Consider the following 20,368-nt stretch of genomic DNA (forward strand, 5'->3'; position numbering starts at 1 on the left):
CTACCCTCCTAAGCAGTATTTTAATGCATCAAATATAAAATTTTCTTTTAAATCCGTTGTTATTATAGCATGACCTAAGTCATATGGCAAAACAAATTTTAATTTTTCCCCAGTTTTTTTCTTATCCTTGTGCATTATTGAAAAAAGCAATTCTATATCATCTACTTTAATTTTTGTAGGCAAATTAAAATAACTTATCAATTCAACAATTTTGTTAAAATGCTTTTCATCTATATATTTTAGCTTCATAGCCATATAAGCTTCTGTAATCATTCCTATTGCAACTGCCTCACCATGTAAAATTTCAAAATTAAAATAACTTTCAATAGCATGCCCAACAGTATGTCCAAAATTTAAAATCTGTCGTTTATTTAAATCAAACTCATCTTCTTCAATTATTTTAGCTTTTATTTTACTACATTGATATACAATATGAAATAGTTTGTCGCTTTCTCTTTCGCTTAATGCTTTTTTATTTTGATTTATGTAATTTAAAAGATTAATATCACAAACTATTGCATATTTTATAATTTCAGCTAATCCGTTTAAATACTGCCTATCATCCAAAGTCTTTAAAAAATTAATATTAGAAAATACAAACTCTGGTTGATAAAACGACCCAATAATATTTTTATAACCTTTGTAATCAAAACCATTTTTTCCACCTATACTACTATCACATTGGGCCATAAGAGTAGTAGGAACGTGAATTAGCTTAATTCCTCTCATATATGTTGAAGCAATAAAACCTGCAATATCTCCAACAACTCCTCCACCAAAAGCAACCAAAGTCGTCTTTTTATCTGCATTCTTTTCAATTAACGAATCATATATATCCATTATTGTATTAATATTTTTGTTTTTTTCACCTGGCTTTATAACTTTTAAACCTAATATATTAGGAAAAAGTTTATCTAAAAATTTCCCATATAGGTTATAAACATTCTCGTCAGTCAAAATAAATAGAGAATGAAGCTTGTAAGTATCAATTAAACCTCTAAGTAAATTTACATCATTGGTAATAAAAACGCTATAAGATTTTTTAGAATTAACTTTTATCTCTTTCATAAGCATTCCCCTTATAAAGTTTTACTTTAAAAACACCCTTAAAGGGAATTCCCTTTAAGGGTGTTCAATTTATAAACTTTTAACTACATTTACACATCTTGAACATAAAGTAGGATGATCCTTATCTAATCCTACTGTAGCACTGTATACCCAACATCTCTCACACTTTTCACCTTCTGCTTGAGATACTAAAACTTTTATATCCTTTACTTCTTCGCCACTATATGCTGATGTTGGCGCTTTATCTATTCCCTTATTTAATTCCACTTTTGATACAATAAATACTGTTTCAAGGTATCCTCTTATTTCATTTAAGAATTCATATGTTTCTCCATCTGCATAAATTTCAACTTTTGCATTAAGAGAATGACCAATTATTTTATTAGCTCTTGCAATTTCTAGAGCCTTTAAAACTTCTCCTCTAATTTTTTGTATATTATCCCATCTATTTTCTAGCTCTTTATCTACATATTTTTCCACTACTTCTGGCCAGTCTGCAAGATGAACACTTTCATATTTATTATTCTTAGATTTTGGCATATACTTCCATATTTCATCTGCTGTAAATGATAATACTGGTGCAATCATTTTAACAAGAGCATCTAGTATAGTATATAAAACAGTTTGAGCTGCTCTTCTTTCCTTTGAATTAGGTCTTTCTGTATATAACCTATCCTTAATAATATCTAAATAGAAGTTACTCATATCTACAACACAGAAATTATGAATAGCATGATAAAGAACATGGAATTCATAATTTTCATATGCATCAGTTACCTCTTTTATTAAATGTTGTAATTTTAATAAAGCCCATTTATCAAGCTCATTCATATCCTCATATGGAACCATATCATCATCAGGACTAAAATCATATAAATTTCCTAAAAGAAATCTTGCAGTATTTCTTATCTTTCTATAAACTTCAGAAAGTTGTTTTAATATATCCTTTGAGATTCTAACATCACTTTTATAATCAGCAGAAGATACCCAAAGTCTTAAAACATCCGCTCCATATTCTTTTATTACATCCAAAGGATCTATTCCATTGCCTAATGATTTTGACATTTTTCTTCCTTCACCATCAACAACCATTCCATGAGTTATAACTATTTTATATGGTGCTTTACCTCTTGTAGCCACTGATGTTAATAATGAAGATTGGAACCATCCTCTATATTGATCATTACCTTCAATATACAAATCAGCAGGCCATCTTAAATCTTCTCTAGCCTCAAGAACTCCAGCATGACTTGAACCTGAATCGAACCAAACATCCATTATATCGGTTTCTTTTCTAAACCTTTCTGAACCACAGCTACATTTTGTCCCATTAGGTAATAAATCTTTAGCTTCTAATTCAAACCAAGCATTTGACCCTTTTTGTCTAAATATCTCTGCTACATGATAAATAACTTTCTTGTCAATAAGCTCTTTACCACAATCTTCACAATAAAATATTGGTATTGGAACACCCCAACTTCTTTGTCTTGAAATACACCAATCACCACGATCTGCAACCATGTTTTTAATTCTTTCTTCTCCCCATTCAGGAACCCATTTAACTTCTTTTATAGCTTCAATAGCCTCATTTCTAAATCCATCAATAGAAGCAAACCACTGTTCTGTAGCTCTGAATATTATAGGATTTTTACATCTCCAGCAATGAGGATATGAATGGGTAATTTTTTCTTCTGCAAGCAACATGTTATTCTCTTTTAAATCCTGTAAAATTGCTTTATTTCCTTCTTTATATGTAAGCCCAGCATATTTTCCTGCAAGTTCAGTAAATCTTCCCTTACCATCAACAGGATTTAAAACATCAAGTCCATACTTTTGTCCTATATAAAAATCCTCTTCACCATGACCTGGTGCTGTATGAACACAACCTGTACCTGATTCTAAAGTTACATGTTCTCCAACGATAACTATTGATTCTCTTTCAAAGAATGGATGTTTACAAACTTGGCCTTCAAGTTCATATCCTTTAAATATAGCAATTATCTTTTCACCTTCAAGTTTAGCAGCTCTCTTAAGATTATCTAAAAGCTCCTTAGCAACAATATAAACCTCATCATTAAACCTAGCAAGAACATAATCAAATTCTGGTCCTAAACATATAGCAAGGTTAGCTGGTAATGTCCATGTAGTAGTAGTCCAAATTACATAATATATATTATCAAGACTTATTCCTAAACCTTTAAATAATCCCTTATCATCTACTAACCTAAACTTTACATAAATAGAATTTGAAGTTTCATCGGCATATTCTATTTCAGCTTCTGCTAATGCAGTCTCACAGGATGGACACCAATATACTGGTTTTAATCCTTTATATATGTATCCTTTTTCAGCCATATCACCAAATACTTCTATTTGTTTTGCTTCAAATTCTGGATTTAAAGTTAAATATGGATTATCCCAATCTCCTATTACCCCTAAACGCTTAAACTGTTGCTTTTGCCTTTCAACTTGTTCAAGAGCATAATCCCTACACATATTTCTAAATTCAATAACCGGAACATCATGAACTTTTATTCCAAGTTTTTTCAAGGCTTGTAATTCTATTGGTAAACCATGAGTATCCCATCCTGGAACATATGGTGCATAAAATCCTCTCATTGTTTTATATTTATTTATCATATCTTTTAATATTTTATTTAATGTGTGGCCAAGATGTATATCTCCATTAGCATAAGGTGGACCATCATGTAATATAAACGGAGTATTATTTTTATTTTTTTCAAGAGCTTTTTTATAAATATTGATATCTTCCCATTCTTTTAATATAGCAGGCTCTTTTTGAGGCAAATTAGCCCTCATTGCAAACTCAGTTTGAGGAAGATTCAATGTCTTGCTATAGTCCATATAACGCCCTCCTTCGGTTAGATATTATTTATACTAGCAAAAAAGCAGACTCCACCATGGGGCGAAGTCTGCTCGCGGTACCACCCAAATTTATCACTCAATTAAATAACGGCTCCAGCCGGCACAGCCTACTAAAATTCAGCCTGCTACTCGAGGGTGATTTTCGATAGCTGGAAGTTTATGGGCTCTCACCTTCCCCCACTCTCTGTAAAACCCCATACTATCTACTCGTCCCTGTCATCGTATTTATCCTCTTCAATTTTACTCATTAATATACTATATTATATAATTAATGTCAATACAAATACTATTCAAACTTATTAACCGTTTCAAGCTGGGCTTGCAATAATCCTATAAATCTAGATTTAAACATGTTAAATTCTTGTTTTAACATCTCATATTCTTTATTTATTTCTAAAACTTTTTGTTGAGCCTCTGCAATTAATTGATTTGCTTTCATTTCTGCTTCTTTTATCATTTGTTCAGATCTTTCTTTTGCATTATTTAGTATCATCTCTGCTTCTTTTTTAGAATTTTCTTTTGCTTGTTCAGCAGCACTTTGAGCCAACACTAAAGTATTTTGTAAAGTAGACTCTATATTTGAATAATGCTCTATTTTTTCATTAAGAGCATTAATTTTTTCCTTTAAATTTATATTTTCTTTATACAACCTTTCATATTCTTCGACAATTTGCTCTAAAAAATCATCTACTTCATCAATATCATATCCTCTAAAAACCTTTTTAAATTCTTTATTTGCTATATCATTTGGCGTTAAAGACATAAATAACCCTCCTAAACTATTTTTTTAGCTTCAATAACAAATCTTCCACTTTTAGTAACTCCTAAATGTTCTCCAATTATAAATCTTCCATATCCTTTTACAGAAATAATAGAATTTGGCTTTACTTTTGTATCTAATTCTTTAATTATCTTAAAATCTAATTTAACCTTTTCACTTTTAATAATATCCGAAGCTTTACTTCTTGAAACTCCAATAAGCTCAGAAACTATAGCATCTATCCTAAAGGAAGGTACATTTAATATAAATTCTTTATATTTTATCTGTCTTTCCCTTGCTTCATTTAAATTTATCTTCCTTAATTTTACCGAAGTATGCTTTATTTTATGTAAATTTAACATTATATAATCACTTAAGTCCTTCATAATATAAATTTCTGCACCATCATCGAAAACATTTATATCTCCAACTTTTTCTCTTTTTATTCCTAACGATAAAATAGCTCCTAAATAATCCCTATGTTCAAGTTTTTCAAATTTAAAATTCCCTTCAACTTTTATTATATCTATAGGATACTCATCATCACAAGTTCCAAGTCTTGCAACAGTCCTTTCTAATATACCTTCCTTAAAAAAGGATACTTCAACATCTTCATCAAAACACATTTCCCTTAATGCGGATTGTTCCTCTGGATCTAAAAAATCTGTAAAAGTACATATCCATTTTTTAGCAAGAGCAATTTTATTCAAAAAAGAAAGATAAGTATTTTTATTAAGTATATATTCTTTAAATTTTATACACTCCATGCAATCACCTTATATTAATCAAAGTCTATAAAAGTTCCCTTGTCCAATTGTTCTTTTAATTCATTTGTTATTTCAACAGCTTCAGGTACAACTAAATAAACTGATTTTGCAACTTCTTCTACCTTGCCCTCTAAAGCATAAGCTGCTCCAAGAATTATATCAAGTATTCTTTGAGCTAAAGCTTGATCTAAGTTTATCATATTAAGAATAACAATTTTTTTAGATTTTATAGCTTCAATAATATCAGTAGTATCATTAAGCTGTTGAGGCCTTTTTAAAATTACTTTAGGGAACATTGTTTTTATACTAACTATCTTACTTTGAGTATTTGTAACAACTCTTTCTTGTTCTTGTTCCCTCTCCTCTGCGTCTTCTTGCTCTTCTGATGAAAAACCTAACGCATCCATCATTTTATTGAAGGGCTTTAATATTTTATTTGTCATACTATCCCTCCTTATAACCTACTACCAAATATACCTGTCCCAATACGAACAACATTAGCCCCCTCTTCAATAGCTATTTCAAAATCATTTGTCATTCCCATAGAAAGAAACTTAATATCAAAATTATCATAGTTTAACAATTTGAGATTTTCAAATATTTCCTTCATCCTTTTAAAATAATCTCTAGTTTTATTAGCATCTTCACAAATGGGGGGAATTGTCATTACTCCTTGTAATATAATATTTTCAAACTCAGTCAATTGCTTTGCAAATTCTAAAACATCTTCCTCGTAAATACCTGACTTCGATTCTTCTTTACCTATGTTCACCTCTATAAGCACTGGCATTTTTCTTCCTACTTTCTTGGCTCTTTTATCTATTTCCTCTGCAAGTGGAATACTATCTAAAGAGTGTATTAAATCAACTTTATCTATAATGTATTTTACTTTATTTCTTTGAAGATGCCCAATAAAATGCCATTTTACATCCTTAACTTTATCATATTTTTGTAAAAGTTCTTGAGCTTTATTTTCACCGAATATACAAAGACCACAATCTCTCGCTTCTATTATTTTTTCCACTGGATGAGTTTTACTTACAGCAACAAGTAAAATATCATTTCTTGTTTTCCCAACTTTTTCAGCGGCCTCGTCAATTTTAGAAAAAATTTTTGCTATGTTTTCAGATATACTCATTAAATCACCCCTTATTGGCGGATTACTGTCAATGATATAATTCTACACAAAAACTAAAATTCCTTTAAAATAATTTTAATATCAATTTTTTGAAAACTCAAGCATTTTACCATAAAGCATATAGGAAATAAGAGGAGATTGCAGAAGAAATGAGGAAAAATAAAGCTATCATATTTAAAACCTAATAGCGCCATTTAAAAAAGATTAGTGATGATTAATAAGATTTGTATTATACAACAGTAGATGTTATTATATAAATAGATAGTTAATTTTCAGTATTAGGGGGTTTTATAATGTTTTTTCTTAATGTGGTAACCTTTGGGTTTCCACAAAAAGGATGAATCTTTTACCTGATGCCGAAAAAAACTATTATTAAAAAGGAGTTGATATTATGCAAATCGGCAATGTAGTAAAGGTAAAAGAGGACGAAACTATAAAAGTAACTAATAAAAAGGAAAAGAAAAATCCAATCAAAAACCAAGGTTGCATAAAAATGAATGATTATTTTGCATTTTAAAAGTCCCCTCGAGGGACTTTTAAACTTATCCCTCTTATAAAAACCAATGATAGTATATCACAAATCTTTATTGTTATCAATTAAATTTTATTAAAAAATAAAAGCCCAAAAGGGCTTTTTATAAAATTATACAAATTAATCCTCCATTTCCTTCATTAATTATTTTTTGCAATGTTTTTTGAAGTTTTTCTTGAATATCCTCTGGCATCTTATATAATTTATTTTGTAGTCCTTCTTTAACAAGTTCTTCTAAGGTTTTGCCAAACATATTAGCCTGCCAAATCTTTTGAGGATTATTTTCAAATTCCTCAAGAAGCGATTTTAAAAGTTCTTCGCTTTGTTTTTCAGTTCCTACAATAGGAGAAACTTCTGTTTCAACATCTACCCTTATTATGTGTAAAGAAGGTGCACTTGCACGTAATTTAACCCCAAATTTATTTCCTTGCCTTACTATTTCAGGTTCTTCAAGTTTTAACTCATCTATCTGAGGTGGAACTAGTCCATACCCAGTCTCTTTTACTTCTTTTAATGCAGCTTCTATTCTATCATACTCCCTTTTAGCAACTGTAAGATCCTTCATTAAGTTGAGAAGATCAAATTCTCCCGTAATGTTAAATCCAGAAATTTCACCTAGTATTTTATAGAATAATCCATCCTTAACCTTCATAGTTATTTTAGCAGAACCTTCACCTAATTTCATCTCATCAAGATTTACATCCCCTACAAATTCATATTCTTTGTATGAGTTAATTACAGGCTTTATATCTCTAATTTTTGAAAGGTCCTTTATAGAATTTTTAACCGCTAAAATAAAGTTTTTCTTTAACCAATGATCATTATCTAAATTTTCTACCCAATCCGGTAGCTTTATTCCAATTTCTGTAACAGGAAATTCGTATAAAACCCTTTCAAAAATATTATTTATATCTTCTATTCTTAAATTTGCTGCATCAACAATGTAAACAGGAACTTTATACTTATCTTCTAGTGTCTTTCTTAAATTAATAGTATCTGGATTATAAGGATGTGTTGTATTAAGAACTACAATAAAAGGCTTATTTAATGCTTGTAATTCTTTTATTACTCTTTCTTCAGCTTCAATATAATTTTCTCTTGGAATTTCAGTAATACTACCATCCGTAGTGACAACAATTCCAATTGTAGAATGTTCACTAATTACCTTCCTTGTTCCTATTTCCGCAGCCTCAGTAAAAGGAATCTCTTCCTCAAACCAAGGTGTCTTCACCATTCTTATTTGGTCATTTTCTAAATGTCCAGTAGCACCATGAACCATATAGCCAACGCAATCAATCATCTTTACCCTCATTTTTGCCTTATCATCCAATTCTATTTCTACTGCTTCATCACTTGGAACAAACTTAGGTTCAACCGTTGTTATTATTTTTCCAGAACCACTTTGAGGTAATGAATCTTTTGTTCTTTCTTTTTTATGGACATTATCAATATTAGGTAAAACTAAAAGTTCCATAAACCTTCTAATAAATGTAGACTTTCCTGTCCTTACAGGTCCAACTACTCCCACATAAATATCTCCTTGAGTTCTTTCAGCAATATCTTTATATATATTGAATTCCTCCACGGTTCTACCTCCTAATACATTTTATCTAGTTTATATATATTTAATTTCAAAAATATTTAGAACAAAAAATTCCGTGGAGAAATTAATTTACGTAAAAATAAGGTATCCTAAGATTCCACTTAATAATGTTAACAAAATAGGATCTAATTTATATTTCAAAGACAAAACAAAAACAAACAAAAAAATCAAAAACTCCTTAAAACCAAGAACCGATTCTTGAAATATAATCATAGCAGCAGCTAAAATCAATCCTAAAACTGTAGGTCTTAAAAATTTAAAAATGTCTTCAATAAAATTATTATTTTTAAACCTTATAACAAATTTTAAAAGAATAAACATTATTATAACAGATGGTAAACAAACCCCAATAGTACTTATAACTGCACCTATTACCCCACCAATTTTATAACCTATATATGTTGCACTATTAATAGCAATAGGACCTGGTGTAACTTGAGAAACAGCAACAATATCTATAAATTCTTTTTTAGATAGCCAATTATTTATTTCAACAACCTGTAATTGTATTAATGGAAGCATAGCATAGCCTCCACCAAAACTAAACATACCTATTTTAAAAAAGGTAATAAACAATTTTAAAAGAATCATATAAGTTTACCCCTTTTAAAATTAATATATAATCCTAAAAGAATGGATAATAAAATAATATATATTGGAGTTATTTTATACATCCAAACAGATATAGATATAACAATAACAAAAACAAGTTTTTTAAAATTAAGTATTACATTTCTTCCCATCCTAAAAACAGATGCTAATACCATTCCTGCAACTGCTGGTCTTATCCCCATAAATATCCTTTCAATTATATAGCTACTTTTCATTTCAGTAAAATAAGAAGCTATTATAAGTATTATAAAAAAAGATGGCAATATAGACCCTAAAGTAGAAACTAAAACCCCTTTTATCCCCATCAACCTATATCCAACAAAAACTGCTGTATTAACAGCAATAGGCCCCGGTGAAGCTTGTGCTAAAGCCACCAGGTCCAAAAACTCTTCTTCATCTATCCATCCCTTTTTTTCTACAACCTCTTTTTCTATTAAAGGAAGCATAGCATAGCCTCCGCCAAGGGTAAAAGCTCCAATTTTAAAAAACGTTTTAAAAAGTTCAAAACTTTTCATATAACCACCTTATTAAATAACATACTCTCTAACTCATCTTTCTTATCTCTTTGCATAAGCTCAGTAACTGCAAGTTTTGGATCTTTGCCATTAAATAAGACATTATAAAGTTCTGTAGTTATAGGCATTTCAACTCCTATGTTTAAAGAAAGTTGATATGTAGACTTTGTAGTATTAACTCCTTCAACAACCATGTTTATCTCCTCTAATGCTTCCTTAAGACTTTTTCCTTTTCCTATAAGTATTCCAGCTCTTCTATTTCTTGAGTGCATACTCATACAAGTAACAATAAGATCACCTATACCACTTAACCCTGTAAAAGTCATAGGATTTGCACCTAGAGCTATTCCCAATCGTGCAATTTCAGCTATACCTCTTGTCATTAAAGCAGCCTTTGTATTATCTCCAAAACCCAAACCATCTGATATTCCTGCCGCAAGTGCTATTATATTTTTTACAGCTCCTCCAATTTCCACACCAATAATATCAGTATTAGTGTAAACTCTAAAATTAGGCGTCATAAATGTATCTTGAACTTTTAAAGCGACATCTTCATGTTTTGAAGCTACAACAACAGCAGTAGGAACATCTCTTGACACCTCTTCTGCATGAGAAGGCCCAGACAAAACTGCTACTTTATTTTCTGAGAAAAATTCTTCAATAACTTGAGACATCCTTTTAAAAGTTTTATCTTCTATCCCTTTGGTTAAGCTAATGAAAATTTGATCCTTTATTACGCAATCCTTTATTTTCGAACAAACATCTCTAACAGCATGGGAGGGGACAGCTACAACTATCATTTCTGCCCCATCTATGGCTTCTTTTATATCATATTTGGGGATAATATTCGAAGGTAAAGTTATACCTGGTAAATATCTATCATTTTTTCTATTTAATTTTATATCATCTAAAACTTTATCATTTCTATCCCAAACACGAACTTCAAAATTTTTTTTTGCTAATAATAAAGAAATTGCTGTCCCCCAACTTCCTGCACCTAATATAGAAATTCTCATTTTAATCCTCCTTTTTAGATTTATAAATAAGCCTTATTGGAGTGCCTTCAAATCCAAAATGCTGTCTTATTTGATTTTCAAGATATCTATCATATGAAAAATGAACAATTTCTTCATCATTAACAAATATAGCAAAAGTAGGTGGTTTGGTTGAAATTTGAGTAGCATAGTATATCTTAAGAGCTTTACCTTTTTCAACTGGTGGTTGTCTTAACATAACTGCTTCACTTATAACTTCATTTAATACACCTGTTTTTACTCTCATCGCATTTTGATCTGCAACGTATTTAATTAATTCAATTAACTTTGCTACTCTCTGACCTGTTTTTGCTGATATATATATAATAGGAGCATAGGCTACAAATGAAAGGGCAGTTCTAATTTTATTAGTATATTCATTCATAGTTTTATCGTTTTTTTCTATTAAATCCCATTTATTTACAACTATTATAATGCCTTTACCAGCTTCATGGGCAATACCTGCAATTTTTTCATCCTGCTCAGTAACACCCTGTGTTGCATCTATCATTATAAGACAAACGTCTGCCCTATCTATTGCAGCAAGCGAACGAATAACGCTATATTTCTCTATTTCTTCTTTTATTCTACTTTTTCTTCTTATACCAGCTGTATCTATAAATAAAAACTTTTCGCCATTTATTTCTACTAAACTATCTATAGCATCTCTTGTAGTTCCTGGAATATCACTAACTATTGCTCTTTCTTCACCAGACAGCCTATTTAACAAAGAAGACTTACCCACATTAGGTTTTCCTACTATAGCTACCTTTATATAATGTGATTCCTCCTCATCTTCAACTCTATCCTTAAAATGCTTTACAACTTCATCTAACATATCCCCAAGTCCTAAGCTTAGTGCAGCTGATATAGTAATAGGTTCTCCTAAACCTAGTGAATAAAATTCATATTTATTATCTTCAAGCTTTAAATTATCTATTTTATTTACAACTAAAACTACGGGCTTATTTACCCTTCTTAACATTTCAGCTACTTCTATGTCAGTACTTGTTAAACCTTCTTTTCCATCAACCATAAATATTATTACATCAGCAGTTTCAATAGCTATTTGAGCCTGTCTTTTCATTTGTTTTAATATAATATCATCACTTTCAGGCTCAATACCACCAGTATCAACTAATGTAAATTTATAGTTAAGCCATTCTACTTCTGCATAAATTCTATCCCTCGTTACACCCGGAGTATCTTCAACTATAGCTATTCTTTTACCAACCAATTTATTAAAAAGTGTGGATTTACCTACATTAGGTCTTCCAACGATAGCTACTATAGGCTTTGCCATTTATATCACCTCACTTACTATTTTTTCGATAAGATCCTCACCAGTATACTTTACCTTAATAGCTTTAACATTTAATTCCTTTTCAAGCTCTGATAAAGTTATGTCATCTAAAAATACATCTTTATCTGCTTTAAGCATGTTATTAGGAATAAATAATATATCTTCTTTTATAATACCATTTAATTGTTTTATTATATCTTTTCCTGTTAAAAGTCCTGCAACAGTAATTCTTTCACCAAAAAATTCATTTTTAATCTTATAAACATTAATTTTAAGATTTAATTTTTCTTCGATTATGTTTGCAAAAACTTTTAAATACTCATAAAATGATTCTCCTGTAATAAAAGCTATTTCTTTGCCTTTACCATCATAGTTGAAATCCTTTAAACCTTCAATAATTTGTTTTTCAAAAAATCTAATCATTCCAATACCGTCTTCTAGTTGTTCAAAATCTCCATAATGTTCATAACAAGGCAGTTCAATTCCTGCCATTACATAAAATTCATCTGCAAGTCTTACAAAAGGAGTTTTTAATTTTTTATTAAAACTTTCTTGTAATGGTTTTATAAATTCAATAAGTTCTAGCGATCTTTTCCGATCATATCCTTCAATTTCATATAAATTTTGCCTATATTTTGTTATTCCAACAGGAACAACAGCTACATTTTGAACATTAGGATAATATTTTGAAAGATCCTTTAATGTTCTTTTTAGTTCTTCCCCATCATTTATACCATAACATAAAACTATTTGACAATTAATAGTTATACCACCATCTGCTAGTTTTTTCAATTGTTCATTTATTTTTGCTGCTCTTTTATTATTAAGCATTTTTACCCTTAATTGCGGATTAGTAGTATGAACTGAAACATTAATTGGACTGATTTTATACTTAATTATTTTTTCTAACTCTTCATCTTTCATATTAGTTAGAGTAACAAAATTCCCCTGCAAAAACGAAAGCATAGAATCATCGTCTTTAAAATATAAACTTTGCCTCATGTTAGGTGGCAGTTGATCTATAAAACAAAATATACATTTATTATGGCATCGTTTAGGATTTTCTATGGAAGGATCTAAAAGTTCTAATCCTAGATCTTCATCAAAATCCTTCTCTATTTCAATTTCCCATTCTTCTCCATAAGGCTTTTTTATAATTAAATCTAAATATTCATCGGCTATTAAAAATTTATATTCTAAAATATTATCAACTTTATTTCCGTTTATTCTTAAAATAACATCTCCAGGCTCTATTCCTACCTCATAACCAATAGAACCAAAAGTTACACTTTTTACTATTAATTCTCTTTTTTTCACTTTCTTCACCTCATCACATTTTCATAATTTTAATATTATCATTTTAAAAAAATAATATCAAGAAAAATAAAAACTTCGGAATACCGAAGTTTTTATAAAGGAAAAGTAATTTTAAATGTAGTTCCTTCTCCAACTTCACTATATACATCAATCTTACCTTTCATAAGATTAACAATATGCTTTACAATAGCTAACCCTAAGCCAGTTCCTCCTAAACTTCTTGACCTTGCTTTATCTACCCTGTAAAACCTCTCAAATAATCTTGGTAAATGTTCCTTAGGAATACCTATTCCATTATCTATAACATAAATTTCAACTTGTTTATCTAATTTTAATGCTTTTAATAAAACCTTTCCACCTTCGTTTGTATATTTTATAGCATTATCTATAAGATTTATCATCATTTGCTTAAACTTATCTCTATCTCCATAAATAATTATTTCATTACAATTATTTTCAAAATCTATAATTATATCTTTATTTTTCGCCAAAGGATTCATTATATATATAACTTCTTCAATCAATTCAATAACATTTAATTTTTCAAAATTAATAGCATAATCCTTATTTTCAAGTTCTGATAAAGTTAAAATATCATTTATAAGTTTTGTTAATCTTTCTGCTTCTATGTTAATAATATCTAAAAATTTTCTTCTAAGTTTATCGTCTTCTACATCTTTTAATGTTTCTGCAAATCCTTTAATAGAAGTTAATGGAGTTTTTAGTTCATGAGAAACATTTGCTACAAAATCTGAACGCATATTTTCAAGCATCTTCATTTTTGTAACATCTTGAATTACCATCAACGTTCCTAAATCTTCATTAGCTTTATCATTATTATAAACCTTAGTTGTCCTTATTTTAAAATACTTTACCTCAGGAAACGATATTTTTAACTCTACCTCTTCTTCTATATTTTCCTTAATTAAATCTTCCAAATCTAAATTTTTAACAACTTCAATTAAATGTTTTCCGGTAACATCTTCTTTTATATCAAACATTTTTTTAGCAGCAGGGTTAATCAATATAATATTTTGATTATTATCAAATACAATAACTCCATCATCCATACTCTTTAAAATAGAAATCAATTTATTCCTTTTGTCTTCCAAATCTAATATAGTTTCTTCAAGACGCGCAGCCATTATATTGAAGGCATGCCCAAGCTGACCTATTTCATCATTCGTTTTAATTTTTATCCTTTTATCATATTCTCCCATAGAAATTATAGTTGCAATTTTTATAAGCTCTTTAATAGGCTCAATAAATTTATTTAAAAATAACCATAATAATCCAGATGATAAAAACAAGGATACAAAAACAGTAATAAATAAAAAGTGTAAAATCTTCTTTTGCATAATCTTAACTAAATCTAATTCCATAGATATTCTCATTATCAAAATATCGCCATTTAATAAAAATTTTTTAGCATAATAAAACATCATTTTATCCAACGTAAAACTTCTTCTAAAGCTAATTCCTATTCCTGTATTAATGGCCTCAATGAATTCCTTACGATCTTTATGATTTTCTAAAAATTTACTATTAGCATCTGATTCACCTAATACAGTCCCATCTTTTTTGATTATTGTTACTCTTTTATTAATAGCAGACTTAATATTTTTAGCTATCAAATCAAAATCCTTTAAATCAGAAGTTTTTAAATATTCTATGGCTAAGTTTACTTGATAATCCATCTCGTTTTTTAATACATTAATTAAAAAGTTCTTAACATAATAATAAACCAAAGCTCCCATTATTGTTACAGTCATAATCAAAACTGCCATAGTAAAAAATATCAACTTTTTTCTCATTAAATCACCTTATTCTTTAAATTTATATCCTATACCTCTTACAGTTTCTATATATTTAGGGTTCTTGTCATCATCCTCAATTTTTTGTCTTAAATGCCTTACATGAACATCAACGGTTCTTGTTTCACCATAATATTCATATCCCCATACTTTATCTAGTAAGAAATCTCTAGTTAAAACCTTTCCTTTATTCAAAACTAATAATTTTAATAATTCAAATTCTTTAAGCGTCAGATCTACCTTAATACCATTTTTCAAAACTTCACGTTTATCAAAATCTAATTTTAAGTCATGAATATAAACAACGTTGCTTTTTGCTTGTTTATTATTTCTTCTTAAAACCGCTTTTACCCTAGCTAAAAGTTCCCTTATAGAAAATGGTTTAGTAATATAATCATCTGCTCCTAACTCTAAACCTAATATTTTATCAAATTCTTCGCTCTTAGCTGTTAACATAATTATTGGTATATTGGATGTATCTTCATTCTTTTTTATTTCCTTACAAACATCAAATCCATCCATTTCAGGAAGCATAACATCTAATAATATAAGATCAGGCTTTTTTTCACTAGCTAACCTTAATCCTTCTTTACCATTTAAAGCATAAAATGCTTTATAACCATTGGCTTCTAAATTATATTTTAACAACTCAATAATATGAAGCTCATCGTCTATAATAAGTATCTTTTCTCCTGCCATGTAATCACTCCTTAAATTGTATAATATTCAATTGCCTTCCTGCTAAAATTCCCTCTCGCCTGTAAGAATAATAATTTTTATTACAACACGTACACACATTGCTAACATAAATATTTTCCTCAAGCAAACCTGCTTTTAATAACTGATCTTTATTCTCCTTCCAAAGATTAACAAAATACTTGTTTTCTCTAATAAAAAAATTAAAATATCTAGCTACATCTTCCTTTACTTCAAAACAACAAGGTCCTATAGAAGGACCTATATTTGCTATTAAATCTAAAGGATTACAATTTAAGTTTTTAATCATATATTCTACCACATTAAAAGCAATATTTTTAACAGTTCCTTTCCAACCAGCATGAACTGCAGCTATAAATTTTTTTACTTTATCAACTATAAATATCGGAACACAATCTGCTGTAAAAACAATTATAGGAATATTAGGTTCAATTGCAATAATTGCATCTCCTTCCATTCCTCTAACTTTATCAATATTATTTTTGTCTGCAATAACTATATTAGTTTCATGAACTTGTTTTAAAAAAACAGTATTTTTAGCATAAAAACCTAATTCAGTAATTTTTTTATATATATCATTAGTTAATTTTTTACTTTCAAGAATACTTTTATATTCATCACAGGTTATACCTAAATACTTATCAGAATTTAGATAAATTAAAAAATTAAAACCAAACATTTTACATCACCATATTATAATTTTATCACAAAAAAATAAAAATTTTAAAATCAATCTCTATTTTCACTTAATAATTTTTGTAATTCTTCTAAAAACGTATTTATATCCTTAAATTGTCTATACACAGAAGCAAACCTAACATATGCAACATCATCTAAATCCTTTAATTTCTTCATAACTAATTCTCCAATAAAGCTACTCTCAACTTCTTGTTTCATAGTATTATAAACATGTTTTTCAACTTCATTTACAAGTTCTTCGATTTTTGATATAGAAATAGGCCTTTTTTCACAAGATTTTAAGACTCCAACTAATATTTTTCTTTTATCAAAAGGCTCTCGTCTACCATCTTTTTTTATTACATATACAGGAATATCTTCAACCTTTTCATATGTAGTAAATCTTCTATTGCAATTTAAACATTCTCTTCTCCTTCTTATAGAAGTATTGTCCTCTGTAGGTCTTGAATCTAAAACTTTAGTCTCAATATAATTGCAATATGGACACTTCATCTTTTTCATCCCCATCTTTTATTATTTTCTAAAAATGTATTATATCATCTATATAATTAAATGTCTATTCATTGTCTTCTTTTAAAGCATCTATAAGTATTACATCAATACCTATAGTTCTAATCTTATCCCAACTTATAAGCAATTCATCTTTCTTTCTAAAAATAGAAAGAAAATTATTTTGTGGAGGAATAACTATATACTCTATCCTTGTTAAATCATCATCAAAAATAACATCACTTACAAAACCCAACCTTTTTCCTTTATTAATATCAATTACCTCCATTTGTCTTAAATCTGATAACGTAAAAAATTGATCATTTGAATTATCCCTCATAACTCCACCCCCTTTTAAAATTATATGATTAAAAAACAAAAAATATAGGTGCCAAAACTAACTTATTGACACCTATTAAATATATTTTCTTAAATGATTTAAAGCAGATTTTTCTAGTCTTGATACCTGAGCTTGAGAAATACCTATCTCTTCTGCTACCTCCATTTGAGTTTTACCTTCAAAAAACCTCATCATTAAAATCATTTTTTCCCTCTTATTTAGTTTCTTTAAAGCTTGTTTTATAGCTATATTCTCCACCCATGCATCATCATCATTTTTGGTATCACTTATTTGATCCATAACATAAATAGCATCTCCACCATCATGATATATAGGCTCAAACAACGATACAGGATCCTGTATAGCATCCAACGCAAAAACCACTTCTTCTCTTGGTATATTAAGTTCTTTGGCAATCTCAGATATTGTAGGTTCTTTGTTGTTTTCTGAAACTAATTTATCTCTAACTTGAAGTGCTCTATAAGCAATATCCCTTAAAGATCTGCTTACTCTTATAGAATTATTATCTCTTAAATATCTTCTAATTTCACCTACAACCATAGGAACTGCATAAGTAGAAAATTTTACATTTTGTTCAATATCGAAATTATCTATAGCTTTAATAAGACCTATACAACCCACTTGAAAAAGGTCATCAACATTCTCTCCTCTATTATTAAACCTTTGTATCACACTTAAGACTAGCCTTAAATTCCCTTTAATGAATTTTTCTCTAGCCTCTTTATCTCCCTGCTTCATCCTAATTAATAATTCTTTCATCTCTTCATTTGTAAGAACAGGCAATTTTGAAGTATTTACACCACAAATCTCAACCTTATTATTTGCCATAGCCTTAATTCAACTCCTTCGGTTATACTTACATTATAATTATTCCCGAAGGATATTTTTTTTATTCTTTTCATAAATTTACATTATTTTACATAGTCAAACCATCTTTGAGATTTCTTTTCTTAATCTTTTTATAATTCTTTTCTCCAATCTTGAAATATAAGATTGAGATATTCCAAGTATATCTGCAACTTCTTTTTGTGTTTTTTCACCATCTCCTTTTAGTCCGAATCTGAGTTCCATAATTTGTCTTTCTCTTTTGCTTAACCTTTCCATTGCGTTCATTAAAAGTTGTTTTTCAACCTCATCCTCTATATGATGATAAATTAAGTCATTGTCTGTACCTAATATATCAGATAATAACAATTCATTTCCATCCCAATCTACATTTAAAGGTTCATCAAAGGATATCTCACTTCTTATTTTACTATTTCTTCTTAAATACATTAAAATCTCATTTTCAATACATCTTGAAGCATATGTTGCCAATTTAATCTTTTTTTTAGGTTCGAAAGTATTAACCGCCTTTATAAGTCCAATTGTTCCAATAGATATTAAATCTTCAATGCTCACATTAGTATTTTCAAATTTTTTTGCAATATATACGACTAACCTTAAATTTCTTTCTATTAATATTCCTTTAACCTTATCATTACCATTTTTCAACTCTTCAACAAGCATGTTTTCTTCTTCATTACTTAAAGGAGGAGGTAAAACATCCGCACCACCGATATAATATACTAAGTTTGTATTGAATATTTTTTGCTTAATCCATAAAAGAATTTTATTAAAGAAATTAAAAATTAAATTTATAAATCCCATAAAAAACCCCCCTTATTTTATTATTTCTGGAAAACCTAATGCATCAAAAAAGCTATCCTGAGATAAAGGTAAATGATAAAAAGCCAATATTACATCTTCTATTTTTTTTAATTTTTTATCTTTTTTTACCAATATCTTATCAATTTTAATACCAACAATTAATCCATTATTAATTCCTATTGCATTATAAGGTATAAGTCTTATCCTGTTTTTATATTCTGAATTTAAAATTTCTCTTGAAAATTCTTCGTAAGTTTTTGCCATCAAAAGTCTATTGTATAAATTTTCAGACAAAATACCCTTTAGTGGTCTAAAATAAGCAACAATTACAGGTGCATTAGTTAATGGATCTTTTAAATTATTTCCTGTATCTATAAGGGTTTTTATAGTTTGATGTTTATCATCTAAAAACACTTCTATGTCTACTATAAAATTATCTTGAAAAAAGTATGAATCAACATAGTCAAAAGCTATTTTAACAAAAAAAACACCTATAATACTTCCTAATATCAAATAAATTTGAGACATTCTATTTAACAGCAATACCCCATTTACATTACTTAAATCTTTGTGGTTTAGATAAAATATAGCCATTATACTGCCACCGATTAAAAATGTTTCTAAATAGAATAACAAAGTAAGTTTAACAATTTCTCTTAATGTGTAAGGAAAAAAAGCAATAACAATCATCAACAAAGAAACAAGAATCTTCATTAAAACATTAAAATAAATCTGCATATTTGGCATTAAAATTATAAGGGTTCTATAATAAATGTTGGGGTGGTAAATAAACCTCAACATTTTTTCTTTAAATACAAAAAAGCACTTTATTCAGATGCCAGCTTTGCTAAAATATAATTAACCCACAAAATATTTTGAAAGGAGGCATCTGATAAAGTGCTTAGGAATAATTTTATCAATAATTTGCTTAATTTAAAAGATGTTTTCGTAAAAAATATTGTAAATGGTGATGATTTCGTTGAATTTCATGTTGAAACTAAAAAAAAATCTCATGTTTGCCCTTCTTGTGGCTCTACTACTTCTAAAGTCCATGACTACAGAACCCAAAAAATTAAAGACGTTCCTATTCAGAACAAGAAAAC

Annotated in this window: 22 protein-coding genes and 1 other annotated feature; of the genes, 2 read left to right on the forward strand and 20 right to left on the reverse strand. The window is 28.6% G+C overall.

What is annotated here, in order from left to right:
- The 6 genes from aroB to C4R78_RS03755 all read right to left on the reverse strand — a co-directional run bounded on the left by aroB (position 1) and on the right by C4R78_RS03755 (position 6,619).
- The gene (aroB, locus tag C4R78_RS03730) at positions 1 to 1,068 is read right to left on the reverse strand and encodes a 3-dehydroquinate synthase (protein WP_159945788.1); all 1,068 of its coding nucleotides are present in this window, start codon (positions 1,066 to 1,068) and stop codon (positions 1 to 3) included.
- Positions 1,069 to 1,137: 69 nt separating this feature from the next.
- Positions 1,138 to 3,933 (reverse strand): isoleucine--tRNA ligase, encoded by a 2,796-nt coding sequence (ileS, locus tag C4R78_RS03735; protein WP_103895765.1) that lies wholly within the window; start codon positions 3,931 to 3,933, stop codon positions 1,138 to 1,140.
- Between the two features lie 54 nt (positions 3,934 to 3,987).
- Positions 3,988 to 4,183: a binding site (T-box leader), on the reverse strand.
- A 57-nt stretch (positions 4,184 to 4,240) separates the two neighbouring features.
- A complete protein-coding gene (locus tag C4R78_RS03740) occupies positions 4,241 to 4,717 on the reverse strand; it encodes a DivIVA domain-containing protein (RefSeq protein ID WP_103895766.1) in 477 nt (158 codons plus the stop codon).
- Between the two features lie 11 nt (positions 4,718 to 4,728).
- On the reverse strand, positions 4,729 to 5,481 hold the full coding sequence (locus C4R78_RS03745; protein WP_103895767.1) for a YlmH family RNA-binding protein: 753 nt from the start codon (positions 5,479 to 5,481) through the stop codon (positions 4,729 to 4,731).
- Between the two features lie 14 nt (positions 5,482 to 5,495).
- Complete coding sequence (locus C4R78_RS03750; protein ID WP_103895768.1) at positions 5,496 to 5,924, reverse strand: cell division protein SepF; 429 nt, start codon at positions 5,922 to 5,924, stop codon at positions 5,496 to 5,498.
- Positions 5,925 to 5,935: 11 nt separating this feature from the next.
- Positions 5,936 to 6,619, reverse strand: a complete 684-nt coding sequence (locus tag C4R78_RS03755) for a YggS family pyridoxal phosphate-dependent enzyme (RefSeq protein WP_103895769.1) — start codon at positions 6,617 to 6,619, stop codon at positions 5,936 to 5,938.
- A gap of 391 nt (positions 6,620 to 7,010) precedes the next feature.
- On the opposite strand from C4R78_RS03755, the gene C4R78_RS09665 reads away from it, so the two are divergent.
- Positions 7,011 to 7,136, forward strand: a complete 126-nt coding sequence (locus C4R78_RS09665) for a hypothetical protein (RefSeq protein ID WP_278308551.1) — start codon at positions 7,011 to 7,013, stop codon at positions 7,134 to 7,136.
- Positions 7,137 to 7,254: 118 nt separating this feature from the next.
- Here the strand turns inward: C4R78_RS09665 and spoIVA are convergent, their stop codons facing one another.
- From spoIVA to C4R78_RS03825, 14 genes are all read right to left on the reverse strand, one after another.
- Positions 7,255 to 8,736: a stage IV sporulation protein A gene (gene spoIVA / locus C4R78_RS03760; RefSeq protein WP_103895770.1), complete on the reverse strand. Its 1,482-nt coding sequence runs from the start codon at positions 8,734 to 8,736 to the stop codon at positions 7,255 to 7,257.
- A gap of 87 nt (positions 8,737 to 8,823) precedes the next feature.
- Positions 8,824 to 9,345, reverse strand: coding sequence for a chromate transporter (locus C4R78_RS03765; protein WP_103895771.1), 522 nt, complete (start codon positions 9,343 to 9,345; stop codon positions 8,824 to 8,826).
- Positions 9,342 to 9,881: a chromate transporter gene (locus C4R78_RS03770; protein ID WP_103895772.1), complete on the reverse strand. Its 540-nt coding sequence runs from the start codon at positions 9,879 to 9,881 to the stop codon at positions 9,342 to 9,344. The genes C4R78_RS03765 and C4R78_RS03770 overlap by 4 nt, the downstream gene beginning before the upstream one ends.
- Positions 9,878 to 10,897: an NAD(P)H-dependent glycerol-3-phosphate dehydrogenase gene (locus tag C4R78_RS03775; RefSeq protein WP_103895773.1), complete on the reverse strand. Its 1,020-nt coding sequence runs from the start codon at positions 10,895 to 10,897 to the stop codon at positions 9,878 to 9,880. The genes C4R78_RS03770 and C4R78_RS03775 overlap by 4 nt, the downstream gene beginning before the upstream one ends.
- Position 10,898: 1 nt before the next feature.
- Positions 10,899 to 12,218, reverse strand: a complete 1,320-nt coding sequence (der, locus tag C4R78_RS03780) for a ribosome biogenesis GTPase Der (protein WP_103895774.1) — start codon at positions 12,216 to 12,218, stop codon at positions 10,899 to 10,901.
- On the reverse strand, positions 12,219 to 13,535 hold the full coding sequence (locus tag C4R78_RS03785; protein ID WP_103895775.1) for a DUF512 domain-containing protein: 1,317 nt from the start codon (positions 13,533 to 13,535) through the stop codon (positions 12,219 to 12,221). It lies immediately after the preceding gene.
- 92 nt (positions 13,536 to 13,627) lie between these two features.
- On the reverse strand, positions 13,628 to 15,349 hold the full coding sequence (pnpS, locus tag C4R78_RS03790) for a two-component system histidine kinase PnpS (protein WP_103895776.1): 1,722 nt from the start codon (positions 15,347 to 15,349) through the stop codon (positions 13,628 to 13,630).
- Between the two features lie 9 nt (positions 15,350 to 15,358).
- Positions 15,359 to 16,048, reverse strand: a complete 690-nt coding sequence (locus tag C4R78_RS03795; RefSeq protein WP_103895777.1) for a response regulator transcription factor — start codon at positions 16,046 to 16,048, stop codon at positions 15,359 to 15,361.
- A gap of 4 nt (positions 16,049 to 16,052) precedes the next feature.
- A complete protein-coding gene (gene pgeF / locus C4R78_RS03800; protein WP_103895778.1) occupies positions 16,053 to 16,745 on the reverse strand; it encodes a peptidoglycan editing factor PgeF in 693 nt (230 codons plus the stop codon).
- A 50-nt stretch (positions 16,746 to 16,795) separates the two neighbouring features.
- A complete protein-coding gene (nrdR, locus tag C4R78_RS03805) occupies positions 16,796 to 17,257 on the reverse strand; it encodes a transcriptional regulator NrdR (protein WP_103895779.1) in 462 nt (153 codons plus the stop codon).
- A gap of 64 nt (positions 17,258 to 17,321) precedes the next feature.
- Positions 17,322 to 17,594 carry a YlmC/YmxH family sporulation protein gene (locus C4R78_RS03810; RefSeq protein WP_103895780.1) on the reverse strand — a complete coding sequence of 91 codons (273 nt, stop codon included), beginning with the start codon at positions 17,592 to 17,594 and terminating at the stop codon, positions 17,322 to 17,324.
- A 75-nt stretch (positions 17,595 to 17,669) separates the two neighbouring features.
- Positions 17,670 to 18,443, reverse strand: coding sequence for an RNA polymerase sporulation sigma factor SigG (gene sigG / locus C4R78_RS03815; protein WP_103895781.1), 774 nt, complete (start codon positions 18,441 to 18,443; stop codon positions 17,670 to 17,672).
- 96 nt (positions 18,444 to 18,539) lie between these two features.
- Positions 18,540 to 19,265 (reverse strand): RNA polymerase sporulation sigma factor SigE, encoded by a 726-nt coding sequence (gene sigE, locus C4R78_RS03820; protein WP_103895782.1) that lies wholly within the window; start codon positions 19,263 to 19,265, stop codon positions 18,540 to 18,542.
- A 12-nt stretch (positions 19,266 to 19,277) separates the two neighbouring features.
- Entirely contained in the window at positions 19,278 to 20,066 is a 789-nt protein-coding gene (locus C4R78_RS03825; RefSeq protein ID WP_103895783.1) for a sigma-E processing peptidase SpoIIGA, read from the reverse strand.
- 96 nt (positions 20,067 to 20,162) lie between these two features.
- On the opposite strand from C4R78_RS03825, the gene C4R78_RS09555 reads away from it, so the two are divergent.
- A partial coding sequence (locus C4R78_RS09555) for a transposase family protein (RefSeq protein ID WP_146057660.1) occupies positions 20,163 to 20,368 on the forward strand: 206 nt, incomplete at its 3' end.

It is taken from the genome of Caloramator fervidus (assembly GCF_900108045.1).
Classification (GTDB): Bacteria; Bacillota; Clostridia; order Clostridiales; family Caloramatoraceae; genus Caloramator; species Caloramator fervidus.